The 14,681-nt window shown below is 64.8% G+C and carries 15 protein-coding genes, 1 tRNA gene and 2 pseudogenes; 6 read left to right on the forward strand and 12 right to left on the reverse strand.

The window, feature by feature from the left end; translation table 11 throughout:
* Nucleotides 1-22: 22 nt before the first annotated feature.
* Nucleotides 23-214: a DUF8106 domain-containing protein gene (locus MUG95_RS04290; RefSeq protein ID WP_247009841.1), complete on the reverse strand. Its 192-nt coding sequence runs from the start codon at nucleotides 212-214 to the stop codon at nucleotides 23-25.
* A gap of 196 nt (nucleotides 215-410) precedes the next feature.
* Between MUG95_RS04290 and ilvD the strand changes: the two genes are divergently transcribed.
* The 3 genes from ilvD (at nucleotide 411) to MUG95_RS04300 (ending at nucleotide 4,285) form a co-directional block, all read left to right on the forward strand.
* The gene (ilvD, locus tag MUG95_RS04295; protein ID WP_247009842.1) at nucleotides 411-2,144 is read left to right on the forward strand and encodes a dihydroxy-acid dehydratase; all 1,734 of its coding nucleotides are present in this window, start codon (nucleotides 411-413) and stop codon (nucleotides 2,142-2,144) included.
* A gap of 124 nt (nucleotides 2,145-2,268) precedes the next feature.
* On the forward strand, nucleotides 2,269-2,391 hold the full coding sequence (locus MUG95_RS16850) for a hypothetical protein (RefSeq protein WP_256463868.1): 123 nt from the start codon (nucleotides 2,269-2,271) through the stop codon (nucleotides 2,389-2,391).
* A 214-nt stretch (nucleotides 2,392-2,605) separates the two neighbouring features.
* The gene (locus MUG95_RS04300; RefSeq protein ID WP_247009843.1) at nucleotides 2,606-4,285 is read left to right on the forward strand and encodes an NADH-quinone oxidoreductase subunit D; all 1,680 of its coding nucleotides are present in this window, start codon (nucleotides 2,606-2,608) and stop codon (nucleotides 4,283-4,285) included.
* A 4-nt stretch (nucleotides 4,286-4,289) separates the two neighbouring features.
* On the opposite strand, the gene MUG95_RS04305 is transcribed toward MUG95_RS04300, so the two are convergent.
* Both MUG95_RS04305 and MUG95_RS04310 read right to left on the reverse strand, forming a co-directional pair.
* Entirely contained in the window at nucleotides 4,290-4,955 is a 666-nt protein-coding gene (locus tag MUG95_RS04305; RefSeq protein ID WP_247009844.1) for a DUF998 domain-containing protein, read from the reverse strand.
* Between the two features lie 54 nt (nucleotides 4,956-5,009).
* Nucleotides 5,010-5,606: an arsinothricin resistance N-acetyltransferase ArsN1 family B gene (locus MUG95_RS04310; protein WP_247009845.1), complete on the reverse strand. Its 597-nt coding sequence runs from the start codon at nucleotides 5,604-5,606 to the stop codon at nucleotides 5,010-5,012.
* A 221-nt stretch (nucleotides 5,607-5,827) separates the two neighbouring features.
* On the opposite strand from MUG95_RS04310, the gene MUG95_RS04315 reads away from it, so the two are divergent.
* A complete protein-coding gene (locus MUG95_RS04315) occupies nucleotides 5,828-6,049 on the forward strand; it encodes an SH2 domain-containing protein (protein ID WP_247009846.1) in 222 nt (73 codons plus the stop codon).
* Between the two features lie 146 nt (nucleotides 6,050-6,195).
* Here the strand turns inward: MUG95_RS04315 and MUG95_RS04320 are convergent, their stop codons facing one another.
* The 3 genes and pseudogenes from MUG95_RS04320 to MUG95_RS16940 all read right to left on the reverse strand — a co-directional run.
* A complete protein-coding gene (locus MUG95_RS04320) occupies nucleotides 6,196-6,786 on the reverse strand; it encodes an LURP-one-related family protein (RefSeq protein ID WP_247009847.1) in 591 nt (196 codons plus the stop codon).
* Nucleotides 6,787-6,862: 76 nt separating this feature from the next.
* Nucleotides 6,863-7,300: a hypothetical protein gene (locus tag MUG95_RS04325; protein ID WP_247009848.1), complete on the reverse strand. Its 438-nt coding sequence runs from the start codon at nucleotides 7,298-7,300 to the stop codon at nucleotides 6,863-6,865.
* 85 nt (nucleotides 7,301-7,385) lie between these two features.
* Nucleotides 7,386-7,505: pseudogene (locus MUG95_RS16940) on the reverse strand (universal stress protein); the annotation flags it as partial.
* Between MUG95_RS16940 and MUG95_RS04330 the strand changes: the two are divergent.
* Nucleotides 7,494-8,396: pseudogene (locus MUG95_RS04330) on the forward strand (inorganic phosphate transporter); the annotation flags it as partial. The pseudogenes MUG95_RS16940 and MUG95_RS04330 sit on opposite strands and share 12 nt — an antisense overlap.
* A gap of 428 nt (nucleotides 8,397-8,824) precedes the next feature.
* Here the strand turns inward: MUG95_RS04330 and MUG95_RS04335 are convergent.
* The 3 genes from MUG95_RS04335 to MUG95_RS04345 form a co-directional block, all read right to left on the reverse strand.
* Nucleotides 8,825-9,055, reverse strand: a complete 231-nt coding sequence (locus MUG95_RS04335) for a hypothetical protein (RefSeq protein ID WP_092695449.1) — start codon at nucleotides 9,053-9,055, stop codon at nucleotides 8,825-8,827.
* Nucleotides 9,056-10,138: 1,083 nt separating this feature from the next.
* Nucleotides 10,139-10,209: transfer RNA gene (locus MUG95_RS04340), tRNA-Pro, on the reverse strand.
* Nucleotides 10,210-10,251: 42 nt separating this feature from the next.
* Nucleotides 10,252-11,169 carry an RNA-guided pseudouridylation complex pseudouridine synthase subunit Cbf5 gene (locus MUG95_RS04345; protein ID WP_247009849.1) on the reverse strand — a complete coding sequence of 306 codons (918 nt, stop codon included), beginning with the start codon at nucleotides 11,167-11,169 and terminating at the stop codon, nucleotides 10,252-10,254.
* A 113-nt stretch (nucleotides 11,170-11,282) separates the two neighbouring features.
* Here MUG95_RS04345 and MUG95_RS04350 point away from each other — a divergent pair, with 113 nt between their 5' ends.
* On the forward strand, nucleotides 11,283-12,362 hold the full coding sequence (locus MUG95_RS04350; RefSeq protein ID WP_247009850.1) for a hypothetical protein: 1,080 nt from the start codon (nucleotides 11,283-11,285) through the stop codon (nucleotides 12,360-12,362).
* Between the two features lie 28 nt (nucleotides 12,363-12,390).
* On the opposite strand, the gene cmk is transcribed toward MUG95_RS04350, so the two are convergent.
* The 3 genes from cmk to MUG95_RS04365 form a co-directional block, all read right to left on the reverse strand.
* Nucleotides 12,391-12,969, reverse strand: a complete 579-nt coding sequence (gene cmk / locus MUG95_RS04355; protein WP_247009851.1) for a (d)CMP kinase — start codon at nucleotides 12,967-12,969, stop codon at nucleotides 12,391-12,393.
* A 78-nt stretch (nucleotides 12,970-13,047) separates the two neighbouring features.
* Entirely contained in the window at nucleotides 13,048-13,938 is an 891-nt protein-coding gene (locus MUG95_RS04360) for a DUF106 domain-containing protein (RefSeq protein ID WP_247009852.1), read from the reverse strand.
* A gap of 85 nt (nucleotides 13,939-14,023) precedes the next feature.
* A complete protein-coding gene (locus MUG95_RS04365; protein WP_247009853.1) occupies nucleotides 14,024-14,671 on the reverse strand; it encodes an adenylate kinase in 648 nt (215 codons plus the stop codon).
* Nucleotides 14,672-14,681: the final 10 nt, after the last annotated feature.

Consider the following 14,681-nt stretch of genomic DNA (forward strand, 5'->3'; position numbering starts at 1 on the left):
GCGGCAGCGGCCGTCTGTGCGGTCAGTCGGCGGCGAGTCGCTCGCTATGTCGGGTGGTGAGAACCGCATCACAGACGGGGCAGACGTACGTCTCGCGGCCCGCCGACGTGCGGACCTCCCAGTCGCCAGTGACGTGGCTCTCGTGGCCACAGTCGGGGCAGAACAGCACCGCTTTCGGGCGTTGGTCGGCCGTCGGTTCGGATGGGGGAGCCATCACGAGGTACTACGTGCTGGACAGGGAAAGGGTTCTCGTATTTCGGCTTCTCACGCCGTGTGCGACCAGTACGCACGTCAACGACGGCCGCGTACTCGGTCACACGGGCACCGCTTTCACGGGCATCGCCCCGTGCAGAGTCCGGGGAGTCGCCCAATCCGGGATGTTAAAGCCGCGGGGCCGCAACCCATCGGATATGAGCCAGCAACACGACCAGCGACCGGAGTCCGGGAAACCCGACGACCTCCCGAGCAACGAGGTGACGGAGGGTCCCGACAAGGCCCCACACCGCGCGATGTTCCGCGCGATGGGCTACGACGACGAGGACCTCTCCTCGCCGATGGTCGGCGTCGCCAACCCCGCCGCGGACATCACGCCCTGTAACGTCCACCTCGACGACGTGGCAAATTCCGCCTACGAAGGCATCGACGAGGGCGCGGGGATGCCAATCGAGTTCGGGACCATCACTATCTCCGACGCCATCTCGATGGGTCACGAGGGCATGAAGGCCTCGCTGATCTCGCGGGAAGTCATCGCCGATTCAGTGGAACTCGTCGCCTTCGGCGAGCGCATGGACGGCCTCGTGACGATCGGCGGTTGTGACAAGAACATGCCGGGGATGATGATGGCGTCCATCCGCACGGACCTGCCCAGCGTCTTCCTCTACGGCGGGTCGATCATGCCCGGCGAACACGAGGGGCGGGAAATCACGATCCAGAACATGTTCGAGGGCGTCGGCGCGGTCGCCACCGGCGAGATGACCGAAGACGAACTCGACGAGATGGAGCGCAACGCTTGTCCCGGCGCGGGGGCCTGTGGCGGGATGTTCACCGCCAACACGATGGCCTCCATCTCGGAAGCGCTGGGCTTTGCACCCCTCGGTTCGGCCTCGCCGCCCGCCGAGAACGAGAGTCGCTACGATGTCGCCCGCGAGGCTGGCGAACTCGCCGTCGAGGTCGTCCGCGAGCGCCGCAAGCCCTCCGATTTCCTCACCCGGGAGTCCTTCGAGAACGCCATCGCCCTGCAGGTCGCGGTCGGTGGCTCGACCAACGCCGTCCTCCACCTGCTGGCGATGGCCGCCGAGGCGGGCATCGACCTCGATATCGAGGACTTCAACCGAATCAGCCGTCAGACGCCGAAAATCGCCAACCTCCAGCCCGGCGGCGAGCGGGTGATGAACGACCTCCACGAGGTCGGTGGCGTCCCGGTCGTCCTCAAGGAACTGCTGGACGCCGGCCACCTCCACGGCGACGCTCTCACCGTGACGGGCAACACGCTCGGCGAGGAACTCGACGCGTACGACCCGCCGGCCATCGCCGACCTCGACGCCGACTTCCTCCACACGGTCGCCGACCCCATCCACGAGCGGGGAGCCATCCGCATCCTCACGGGCAATCTCGCCCCCGAGGGTGCGGTCATCAAGATTACCGGCGAGGACCACCTCCACCACGAGGGACCGGTCCGCGTCTTCGAGGGCGAGGAGAACGCCATGCAGTACGTCCAGGAGGGCAACGTCGAGAGCGGCGACGTACTCTGCATCCGCAACGAGGGACCGCGCGGCGGCCCGGGGATGCGCGAGATGCTCGGCGTCACCTCCGCCGTCGCCGGGCAGGGGCACGCCGAGGACGTGGCACTGTTCACCGACGGCCGCTTCTCGGGCGCGACGCGTGGCTTCTCCATCGGGCACGTCGCCCCCGAAGCCTTCGTCGGCGGCCCCATCGCGGCACTCGAAGACGGTGACACCATCACCATCGACATCGACGACTTGGAGATGTCTGTCGACCTCAGCGAGGCGGAGCTCGAAGAGCGCCTCGACGCCCGCGACCAACCCGAACCGAACTACACGAACGGCGTGCTGGCGAAGTACGGCCAGACGTTCGACTCCGCGGCCAACGGCGCGGTGACCAATCCCGGCGCGAAACAGGACTAACTGGGGGACCGCTGGCGAACGGCGTGAGCCAGCGGCCGTTTTGATCCACCTTTTGCAAGGTTCACGAGACGCTTTACGTCTCGTTAGCAAACCAGAAATCGGAGATTTCTGGTGTGAGTGGGTCGTGACCAGCGGGAACGTCCCCGACGAAGTAAAAGGTGGTACTGGCGTGCTGGCGAAGTACGGCCAGATGTTCGACTCTGCGGCCAACGGCGCGGTGACCAATCCCGGCGCGAAACAGGACTAACTGCCCCACTGGCACAGTGAGCGCGGCGGTTTGCCAACGAGTTTCGGATGCGACGACAGGTCCAGTTACCCGATGGTACGAGCCAAGTAGCCAAGAGTACAAAAATAAGCTAGCCAGTTCGTGGTAAGTACAACAGCGACCGCACGTCAAGTTCCGCTGTCATGAGAGAGACGGAGACCATTCGTCCCGCCGTCACAACAGGGGTGTTCCCGTCGTGAGTCTCGAAGACCCGGAACCGGTTCGCCCACCCGCGAGCGACACCGGGGGCGGTGCGGTCGATTACGACGCACTCGCGGCACTGCTGGGTGAGGCAGTCATCGACCGTGAGGAGCACGTCAACGCCGAGGCGTTCGTCGTCCGCCCGGACGAGGTTCGGACGGTCCTCTCGACGCTCGCGGAGGAGGCCGGGTTCGACCACTGTTCCTGCGTCACAGCACAGGAGTACCCGGACCGCTACGAGACAATCTACCATCTGCGGAAGTACGACGACCCGACACAGGAGGTCGGCGTCGTCGTCCCGACGAGTACCGACGCCCCGGTCAGTCAGAGCGGGGAGGCGGTGTACCGCACGGCGGACTGGCACGAACGGGAGGCCTACGATTTGGTGGGCATCGAGTACGAGGGCCACCCGGACCTGCGCCGGATTCTGTTACCCGAGACGTGGCAGGGCCACCCGCTCTCGCGGGACTACAATCAGGAGCAACCGCAAATCGTCACGCTCCGGGAACACGCGAACCCGCTCGAAGACGACCACCCCGGGGACAGGGCGGACACGATGTTCCTCAACATCGGCCCGCATCACCCGTCCACGCACGGCGTCCTCCACCTGCGGACGGTGCTGGACGGCGAGCAGGTCGCCGACGTGGACCCGGACATCGGCTACATCCACCGCTGTGAGGAGCAGATGTGCCAGCAGTGTACGTACCGCCACCAGATTATGCCCTATCCCGACCGCTGGGACTGGGTGTCGTCGGGACTGCTCAACGAGTGGGCCTACGCCCGGGCGGCCGAGGACCTCGCGGACATCGACGTGCCCGAGTACGCGCAGGTCATCCGTACCTTGGGTGCCGAACTCTCGCGGATGGCGTCGCACATGGTCGCCGTCGGCACGTTCGCCTTGGACGTGGTGGGGGAGTTCACCGTCGTCTTCCAGTACGCGTTCCGTGACCGGGAACTCGTCCTCGACCTGTTGGAGGACCTCACCGGCCAGCGGATGATGTTCAACTACTTCCGCCTCGGCGGGGTGGCGTGGGACGTACCCGACCCCCGGGAGGCGTTCTTCGAGAAGACACGGGACTTCCTCGACGGCCTCCCGGAGAAGTTAGAGGAGTACCACACCCTGCTCTCCGGCAACGAGATATTCCAAGCCCGCTGTCTCGACGTTGGCGTCCTCGACCCGGACGTGGCCAAGACGTACGGCTGTACCGGGCCGGTCGCCCGCGGGTCCGGTATCGACTACGACCTGCGCCGGGACGACCCGTACGGCTACTATCCCGAACTCGACTGGGACGTGGTGACGGAACCGGACGGCGACGTGTACGCCCGCGTCCTCGTCCGCCTGCGCGAACTCGAAGAGTCGGCCCGCATCGTCCGGCAGTGCATCGACCTGCTCGAAGAGTGGCCGGAAGACGACCGAACGCTCCAGTCGAACGTCCCCCGGACGCTCAAGCCGGACCCGGACGCGGAGGTGTATCGCGCCGTCGAGGCCGCGAAGGGCGAACTCGGCATCTACATGCGCTCGGACGGCACCGACACGCCCGCGCGATTCAAGATTCGCAGTCCGTGCTTCTCGAACCTCCAAGCCCTCCCGGAGATGGCGGCGGGTGAGTTTATTCCGGACCTCGTCGCCACGCTCGGCAGTCTCGACACCATCATGGGCGAAGTCGACCGATAGGGACTCACCGTCCCGCGTGGGCACCTCGCCCCGGGGACTGTCGCACCCGCCGCGCTTGGACGACCACCCAGAGGCCGAGCAGGACCGCACCGACGAACTCCGGCACCGCGAAGTACGTCCACGTGTCGCCGTCGCCGGTGAACACGAGTGCCTCGGCGACCATCCACACCACCCACGCGAGGACGTGGACGTTCGCCATCCAGATGGAGGGGAGGCCGTGTTCGCCCCCGGTCCGTCGGACGAGAGCCGTCCCGTACACCCACAGCGTGACGGTCAACCCGAAGAACACCCCCAGCGCGGCGACGAAGTGGACTCCGGTAAACGGGCCGTCGAGGTAAGCGACGGCGACGCCGACGTTCGAGAGCATCGTCACCGCGAGCAAGCCGACGCCGACGCGTTCGAGTCGCGTCACCGTCTCGAACCACAGCACGACGGCGAATCCCACACCGAGCAGCCCCGCGACGAGGAGGCCCCCGTTGAACAGCGAGAAGGCTAGCTGGTCGGCCGTCGTCGCCGTGATGGGCGTCCCCGTCGCCTCGCCGATGCTCGACAGCGAGCGCGACTGCCACGAGAACAGCGGGTCCAGAACCGTCGAGAGGACGAGGAGGGCCAGCGACACCGGCGGGCCGACGTACCCGAGTGCCGCGAGCCGTCGCAGTCTATCGTTCATCGGCGACGGTTGTGCCGGACACCTGAAATAGTTGCCTGCCGCGTGCCCGTCGGGTCACTCTCCGAGTCCCGACTCGCCGGCCGCGACTGCCGTCCGGTACGCGTCCGACCCCCGGCGTGTCGCGGCGGGCGTCGGTTCGGGCGGGTCCGTGCCGTGGCTCTGTACCGACAGCTCCCAGTGTCCGACATCGTGCCACGCGTCGTGTTTGTACCCCACCCCGTGGTGCGTCCCGACGTGTTCGAACCCCACGGACTCGTGGAAGCCGACGCTCTCGGGGTTGGGGAGCGCGATGACCGCGTAGGCGTTGGCGTACCCGAGCAGTTCGAGGGCGGCGAGGAGCGAGGTGTACAGCCCCCGCGCGACACCGTGTCGCCGCCAGTCGGCGTGGACGTACACTGACACTTCGACCGACCACCGGTACGCCGCCCGCTCGCGGTACGGACTGGCGTAGGCGTACCCCACGACGGTCCCCTCGCGGGTACAGACCAGCCACGGGAACCGCGCCCGCTTGCGTTCGATTCGGGCCGCCATCTCCTCGCTGTCCGGTGGCTCCGTCTCGAAGGAGATGGCCGTCTCCCGGACCACCGGCGCGTAGATGTCCCGAACCGCCTCGGCGTCCGCGGCCGTTGCGGGTCTGAGCGTGAACGTCACTGTCCGGTGGATGGACGGCGGGCGGCATAAGCGTGGGTCGTCCGCTGGAGCGGCAGACGCTGCACCCTAATCTCTGTACCGATTCAGTGTCACGGCCGTTTGTAACAGTCACGCAGTCATCAGTTTAGTTGTAGGAAATTAACTGGTAACGGATGGTAGCTTTCCACAATGGTGATGGAAACAACACTTTTTCGTAACGGGACCATTGGCCCATATTGGCCATGCCAGTGGACGAGGATGGGCGACCATACATCGTAACGGATGATGGGATGACAGTGTATATAGATCAGAACGTCCCGGTGAAGGAGATGAAAGAGCACGATTTGGAGAGGCTTGCCGACACAGGGAGTGCCATCGCGGAGGAGGAGCGGCGGCGACGAGAGGAGAGGCGACACCAGCGAGAACTCGGCCTCTATCTCCAAGAGCGACGGCGGGACTACTAATTCTCGGCGGTAGGAAGTGGCCTCCTCGTTCAGGCCCGATGACGTTACATTGTCACCCCCGAGTTTGCTGTTCTTCTCTCGCTTAAACTTGACTTCTCCGTGACTCAGCACAGTCAGCCTGCTATCCCCCTGTCCAGAGGGCGCGTTCAGTTCCCCTGTACGGCGTCGATAACCATCGTCCCGGCGACGAGTGGCCCCACTGGAACCGAACTGGTGTCGGCAACCGTGATTTCGTACTGGTCGAACATCGCGAACTCGCCCTCGATAGACCCGATAGAGTCGCCCTCCGTGTCGGTTATCTCGTACTCGTGGGCGATCCACTGGCCGAGTGGGAGGACCTTTCGACCGAGCGTGACGAGCACGCCGCGTGAGTTGATTTCCGCGAGGAGCGAGCCGTCGTCGGCGTGGCGGACCCGCCACGTGTCTTGCAGGAGGGAAAAGTCGTTGTCGAGGACGAAAACGTCCTCTCCGGTGTGTCCGTCGGTGAGGACGTAGTCCCCGGCGATATCCCAACCGCTACTGGCCGTCACGATGAGAACCTCGGTTCCGTCGGCATCGACGAGCGGGAACCGACCCCTCTCTTCGTACATCTGGTACGTACCGCTGAGGACGGTGTCACCGGTGGCGTCCCGTGCCTCGTACTCGGGTCGGAAGTTCTCGTCCCGGCCAGTCTGCTCGACGGTGTACTGGCTACCGGAGAGATCGAGTGCCGTGAGTCCGCGTGTCTCTCCCGTCATGTATCCAGCCACACCTCCACGGCGATTAGCTCCCGAATCGGACCGGCCTGCAACAGGCCTACTGGAGGGGTCGTAGTTAGCACGAGTACCACGGCTCGATCGTATCGTCTCGGCGTAGCGTGAGGCCAATGTCTTTCAGTTCACAGTCGAAGTCGGCCGGCAGGTCGGGAGCGTACTGCCACGTCCGCGCGACTCCATCCGGGGTGAACGCGTGCACGCTCGACGGGGCCGTTTCGATAGCACCACGCGACCCCATCTTTTCGGGTCCGAGGGCGAAGACGCGGCTGAACAGCGTCGCACCTGCACCGTCTACGACGCGGACTGCTATCTCCGCCGCCGAATCGGTCCCGTTTTCCACACTGACTTCGATGGGTTCGTCGGTACTATCACTCCCCGAGAGAACGCCGTTACAGCCGGCAGTCGACACGAGCGTCATGCCCCCGAGAGTCGCGAGGACTCGTCGGCGGGATGAGCGGGTCGCTCTGCGGGTGGCCGAGAGACGGTCGGAGGGCATTGGTACGTGGAGGTGTGTGCGGCGGAATAACACTACCGGATGCCGTACGTCGTGATGTGGCTACGCACGTCACTGGGCGGCCGGGTTATCCGTCCGTGTCGTCGGCCGGTTCGCGCTGGACCACGAGGACGGGACCGAGAAACCGGTCGGCGACTTGGTCGGCCGGCATCCCGAACACGAACGTCGACAGGGAGGGGTCGGTCTCGCGACGGGGTCGCTCAACGCGGCACTGATGTTCACCATCGTCTCCGCGTGGATCGTCGCCCCGCTCATCGGCCTCGGAATCGGTGCCGTCATCGGCCGGTACGTCTACCCCCGGCTCGAGACGCGCCTGTCGTTCACCCGCCTCGAAGCGCAGTTGATACAGGTCGACCGCTCCGGTACCCTGCCGCGACTCCGGTTCAACACGAACGCGGCCCCACGCGATATCGCCGGGTCGGCACTGGTACTCGCAATCGCCTGCTACATGGGGTTCAGTGCGGGTGCCTCGAACGCGGCGAACGCGGTCGCCCCCCTCGTCGGCAACGGCGCGGTCAGCGTCGAGCAGGGCGTCCTCCTCGCCGTCGCCGCCATCAGCCTCGGCGGGTTCACCATCGCCAGACGCACCCTCGCGACGATTGGCGACGGCATCACCGACCTCCCCATCCTGGCGGCCCTCATCGTCTCCACGGTCGGGGCGACCATCATCACCATCCTCTCGTACTTCGGCATCCCCGCGAGCCTCGCGGTGAGCACGACGTGCTGTATCATCGGTCTAGGCTGGGGCCGGGCGAGCCGTGCCGTCACGCTCGCGGAACTCGCCACACCCCCGTCCAGCGACGAACCCGGGCCGAACCTCACCACCGACGCACTCGCCGCCCCGGCCCAAGACGACGGCCCCGCAGGCCAGACCGTGGGCGACCTCGCGGCCGGCGAGACTCCGGACACCGAGGACGAACCCGCGTCGGTCCCGCCCATCGGCGAGGAAGACGTCGAAGAGCTGACCAGCCAAGACCTGTTCGACCCGGCGGCGACGACCCGAATCGTCACCCTCTGGATTCTCACGCCCTCGCTGTCTGTCGTCGGGTCGTACCTCCTCTTTCTCCTCCTCCTCTGAGTCAGCTCTGGAGACACGCGTTGTCAGCAGTGCTACGTTCTCCGTCGTGGGTACTCGGTTTGTGGCGTCACATCGGGGACTCGCTTGCTGGACGTTCAGGGACTACAGCGACGGATTAGACGGCTTGTCGGTCATCGTAGCACTACGCTCTCCCTTGCGGGTACTCAGTCGTCGCCTACGTATCGGAGACTCACTTGCCGGCCGCTTGCTGTTTTAGTTGTGTGTTCTCAGGGTGTCATAGAACGGTTAGCACACCCATCTTCTGACCTCCCGAATCGCTCAATGCAGAGGATGGAGCCAGCGCGCTCAGGTCGGTTCCTCATCTGCCAGTCGTCAATAGACCGGCACACCACATCTGGATGGGTAGTGTGCCGATTATCTTGGCTTTATACTGAATCTGCCGGACTGTAACTCACCGGCCGGCGAACTCAGTCTTCCAGTCCGAGATCTGCGAACGAGTGTGTGTGGTGCCAGAAGGCCACCACTTCATCGACATCGAACGTGAGGACACCATCGGTCAATTCGATCGTGATGACACCATCTTCAATCTCCGTATCATGGAGATGCATCTCCAGTGGTTCGTCGAATTCTGAGACTGCGAGCATCAGTTCTCCCTTTGCTTCGAGTTCCGATTGTAGCTCTGCTGTTTCTACTACCATTGCATCTATCAATATGAGTTGTGGGAAAATAAAGATATATTATCGTTTTCAAAATCCTGTTTTCGCCGCAACGTTTTATTATCTGGAGTTCCGAGAGTGTTTGCCCAGTAGTATCTATTGTCTCGACCGGATCAGGCGATTTTGGCTTTGATGTGCGACGTACTGCATTCGCAGGCCCACTGAGCAGTCCGTTCAACTAGTTCTACAGTGAAAACAAGCCCTTGTGAATAGTTCTATGACGCCCTCTGTGGGTTCTACCAACGAGAGCCATGTTTGTCGTGTAGGGAGTATAGAAAAACAGAAATAGAGATTATACCGGCTATTGTATAAATGATAGAGAGGTCCCGCAGAAGATATTGACTAATAGTTTTTATCCAGCTTATACCATAGAATTGGGAGAATAAAACACCCAATATCATCACCATAGCGGTAATCTGTATCAGGTACGCGAATATTCCTGCTTTTCTCGGACCCATTAATCCGATATCATCAGACATTATACATTTTTGCTACGTCATATTTAAACAAATACCTTTGGGACCCTCAGAAAAAGGCCATTAGTCAAGTCTGTTGGCACTCGCTCAAACCATTCCGCTCCAATTGGTCGCGCCGTCGGCCCACTCGCTTGGTGGCCCTGATTGCTCCCTTTCGGGTACTCGGTCGTCGGTTCACGCCGGGGACTCGTTCACCGAAGCAGGCCCACACGTCGGCTATCGGCGGGTCGTTCTCGCGGGACACGACTGGACCCACGGGTTCCTCGACCTCGGCGCAGTCTTCGACGGCTTCGAGGTCAGCGGCTCTGTGGAGTTCTTCAGGTTAAGAGCGACATTGTTGCGGTCGAGCATCCGCGCTCGCCCGGCGAGCGCGGTTCACTCCGACGAACGTAGTGAGTCGGAGGTCCCGCATACCGTGCGAACGGGCACGAAGTGCCCGTGAGCAAAGAGTGGTTCGCGCGGAGCGCGAACCCGACGAAGTACAAAGTGGAGTGGGACCGCCGCGAACTCCCGCGCTCGTTCGCGTTCTCCCACGTTTCGGCTCGCAACACTCAGTCGCGAAGCTCCCTCGGTTGCGTCGCGTGAAAAGTGGGACCGCCGAGATTCGAACTCAGGTCCGACGCACCCCATGCGCCGAGGATACCGCTACCCCACGGTCCCGCACTCGGGGAGACGGGGGTCCCCGGATTAAGGGTGTCGCTTTCAAACCAGCACGCGTTCCAGTGACACGACGGTGCCGCTGTCGCCGCCGGGGTCGCCGACCAGTCGGCCGAGGCAGACGGCAGTACCGTCGGGCGTCACGCAGGCCACGAGCGGGCGGTCCGACGCGTCGGCGGCGGACAGGTCGGCGTCGAGGACGCCGGGGGCGTACACCGGCGCGCCCTCGGCCACCTCGCGGGCGGCACTCGGGGCGATGGTCACGCGGGGTAGGTCACCGAGGGCGCGCTCTGCGGGGGCAACGGCGGCGCGGAGCGGGTCGGCGTCGCCGTCCTCTACCCACCACGCCAACGCGTCGGCGAGGTCTTCGAGCGTCACGAGGTCGCGGTCGTCGAACGGACCGGTGGCAGTCCGGCGGAGGTGGCCCATGTGCGCACCGGTGCCGAGGGCGAGGCCGATGTCGTGACACAGTTTCCGAACGTACGTCCCGCTCTCACAGCGGACGCGGAGGAGTGCGCGGCGGTCCTCTGTCTCCATCACGTCGAGTTCGTGAATCTCGCGGACGCGCAACTGTCGGCGGACGGCACTCTTCTTGGGTGGCTTCTGGTATATCGGTCCCTCGAACTCGGCGACGATGGCGTCCAAGTCGGCTGGCGCGGGGCCGTGGAGTTCCAGCACGGCGACGTACTCCTTGACGCTGTCGTCGAACACCTGCGCCATCCGCGGGGCGTCGCCGAGTAGGAGGGGGAGACAGCCGGTCACCTTCGGGTCGAGCGTCCCGGCGTGGGCCACGCGGTCGGTGGCCGGTCGCTCGGCACCGGCGGCGTCGAGTGCGTCGGCGACCATGTCACGGACCCACGCGGCGACCTGGTGCGCCGAGGGACCCGGCGGCTTGTCGAGGTTGACGACGCCGAAACGGAGGCGGTCGGCGGGCGCGCGCTCGGCCGGCGGGTCCCTGAGCATGTCTCCAGCCTCGGTCCACCCCGGCTTACGTTGTTCGATTGCTGGCCGGTGACCGCGTTCCGCGAGGGGGCACGGTACGCACTTTATATCGCTGTGCCACGAAGTCGACGGCAATGGTTGGCGTGGGGGTAGCGTCGGTTGCGGTGTTGCTGGGGGTCGGTAGCGTCGCGCTGGTCGTGGCGGGCCTCGTCCCACGAGTGCTCGGGCGGCCGTCGGTCGAAGTGGTCGACGTCGGCAGGTGGGAGCCGGCGGCGGGGAACCGCATCGAGGTCGTCACGACCGTTCGCGTGACGGATGTCTCGCCCGTACTCGCTGCCGTCGGCGACAAACTCCGCGCGCGGTACCACATCGACATGAACGGCATCCGCGTAGCCTCCGGGCGGAAAGACGGTATCGAACTCGACGCCGACGGCACCCTGCAACTGCGCTCGACCATCGTCCACGAGAACGTCCCTGCCCTGTGGGCCAGTTACGTCCAGAACGACGAGTCCATCACGGTAAAGACCGGCGGCGAACTGGGGTTCGGGCCGCGCGGACTGCTCTCGGTGCCGATTCCGCCCGTGGAGCGGCAGGTACTCGACGACGAGACGCCGGTAGTCGACGCGCTCACCAGCGCGGCCGACCGCATCGCCGACGACTACGCGCTCGATGCGGGGACGCTGGGCAACAACCTCACGGGCGGGTTGCTCGACCTCGACAGTGCCAGCCCGGCCATCGGCTACGAAATCGAGCGCGGGTGGGCCACGTGGAGCGAAGTCACGGACGAGGAGACGACCGTCGTGCTCCACTTCGACATCCGCAACGGCGGCCACGTGCCCGTCCCGAGCGTGCCGGAAGCACTGGACGTCATGCTGGAGATGAACGGCGTCGCGTTGTTCACCGCCCCCGACAGGGGTGCCTCGCTCGCCGACGCCACGTCGGAACCGCCGCTCGCGCCCGGCGAACGCCGCCGAGTCGAGTACCCCATCACGGTGGACAACGAGAAAGTCGACGCGTGGTTCCGCCGGCACGTCAGGAACGGTGAGCGCACCCACCTCACGGCGAGCGTGCAACTCGTGTTCCAGTCGCCCGTCGTCGGCGCGTCGGTGACGCTCCCGCCGGACCGAGTGCCGACGGTCACCTGCGAGGTGCAGACGGGACTGCTCGTCGACCAGGAGAGCGTGACGACGTGTGACGGTCCCGTCGGCGGGTGAGCCAGTCACCACTCGCGCGAGACGGGAGTCAGAACTCGTAGCGGACGCCCTCGACGGCGTACTTTCCTTCGTCGCCGTCGGCGTGGTAACTGGTGACGGCTTCCCGGACGAGGCCGAGCGTCGCGTCGGCGTCCCACCGGGCCGTGTTCACCGTCAGGTCGTAGATAGAGTGGTCGGCGATGTCGATGCCGTAGTACTCCTCGTAGCGGCGGGCCTCGCTGGCGGCCCGGGTCTGTGTCTCCTCGCGGACGGCGTCGACGGGCTTGTCTTCGCGGTCTGCGATGCGGGTGGCCCGGACGTCGAGGGGTGCGTCGAGCCACACACGGAGGTCCGCGTAGTCGCCGGCCATCCACCCGGCGAGGCGTGACTCCAACACGAGGTCGTCGCGCTCGTCGGCGATGTTCCGCAGACGGCGGTCCAAGTCGCGGTCTATCTGGTCGTCATCTTCGGCGAGTTCGTTGAACTCGACCAGCGAGTAGCCGCGCTCGTCGGCCAGCGAGCGGAAGATGTCGCCGCCGCTGACGTGCTCGTAGTCGAGCGTCTCAGCGAGAGCGGCCGCGAGCGTGCTCTTCCCACTGCCCGCGGGGCCAGAGACGGTAACCAACATACACACCGTCCGACGTTGGTGCTCAAAGAGGTTTTGTCTCGCGGTCGGGAACGGCAGAAAACGGGCGTTCGGTGTGCGTCAGGTCGGCGTCGTCTGGATGTTCAGTGCCTTCCGGATTATCTGGGTGAAGCCCATCGAGCAGAGGAAGTACCAGAGAATCCACGCCTGGAGCGGTCCGAGGACCCCGGCCTGCCACGTTCGCTCGCCGATGAGCGGAAGCGTAATCGACTGTGGGGCGACCTGCTGGCCTTCGGCGAGCAGCATCCAGTACATCCAGAGGAAGACCGGAATCGTGAGCAGCATAATCCAGACCATCGGGCGGAACTGCTCTTTGAACATCCCCATCTGGTCACCCATGGCGTCCATCTGCTCCTCTTGGATGCGGTCGAGTGCCTCGTCGTCGCCGCGTTCTTTGGCCTCCTTGCGCTTCTCCTGGATGGCCTTCATTTGCTCTTGGTACTCGGCCATCTTGTCCATGTCCATCAGGTTGGCCTGCAGGAGCGTCGAGTAGAGGCCGGTGAGCATCGCCAGCACCATCACGACGACGTAGAACGGCAGGACCGCCTCCAGCGGGCCGAAAAGCAGGTCGAGTGCCGACCCGATAGCGTTCCGGACCGAACTCACCGAGTAGCCCGCGAACATCCCGAGCGCGCCCAGTGCCGCGAGTTTGTCGTAGCGCGACCACGAGGACTCCCCGTCGTCCACGCTGGTCGCCGTCTCCATCTCGTCGTCGGAGAGTGCCTCACGGACGCCCTCCGGGTCGTCGACGACGAACCCGCTGCCGTCGGCGTCGGCGAGCAGTCCCGACTCGATGAGACGGCCCCACTGCCCGCTCGTCATGTCGTCGCTCACGTCGTTCCACTGGACGGTGCCCTTCGACTCGGCGACCGAGAGCGCGGTCTCCAAGGCGTCGACGAGTGCTCCGTCATCGCGCGCGAGCGATTCTACTTTCTCCGCTGTCCGTGCCATTGTCCCACCGTACGGAAGCACCGCTAATCAACCTTTTACTCTCCGCGCGCCAGCGGCGGCACGGAATTGTCCGGCGAGAATCGCCTCAGACCTGCTCGTCGATGGCGGCTTCGATGTCCGCCCAGACGCCGTCGGGGGACTGCTCGCCGTCGATTTCCACGAACCCGGCGTGGTCGCGGTAGTGGTCGATGACCGGCGCGGTGTTCTCGTCGAACACGTCGAGACGGTTGGTCACCGACTCCTCGTTGTCGTCGTCGCGCTGTATCAACTCGCCGCCACACTCGTCACAGACGCCCGCCTCCTCGGGCTGGTCGAACTCGACGTGGAAGTTCGCGCCACAGTCGTCACAGACCCGACGACCGGTGAGACGGTCGACGAGTTCCTCGCGGCCCACCGACAGGGAGAGGATTACGTCGAGGTCGGTCATGTCTTCGAGTTCGTCGGCTTGGTCCATGTTGCGCGGGTAGCCGTCCAGCACGAACCCGTCGGCACTCGTGAGTGCCTCCTCGACGATGGCGTTGACGACGGCGTCGGGCACGAGGTCGCCCGCCTCCATGTACGCCCGGGGCGTGTCGTACTCGGTATCCATGTCCGAGATGTCCATGTCCTTGTTCGCCCGGAGCGCGTCGCCGGTCGTGACGTGTTCGACGCCGAACGATTCGGCGATGCGACTGCTCTGTGTGCCCTTGCCTGCACCCGGCGGGCCGAGGATGAGAATGTGCGGACTCGACATACCGACGCGT

This window comes from Halorientalis litorea (assembly GCF_023028225.1).
In the GTDB taxonomy this organism is placed as follows: Archaea; Halobacteriota; Halobacteria; order Halobacteriales; family Haloarculaceae; genus Halorientalis; species Halorientalis litorea.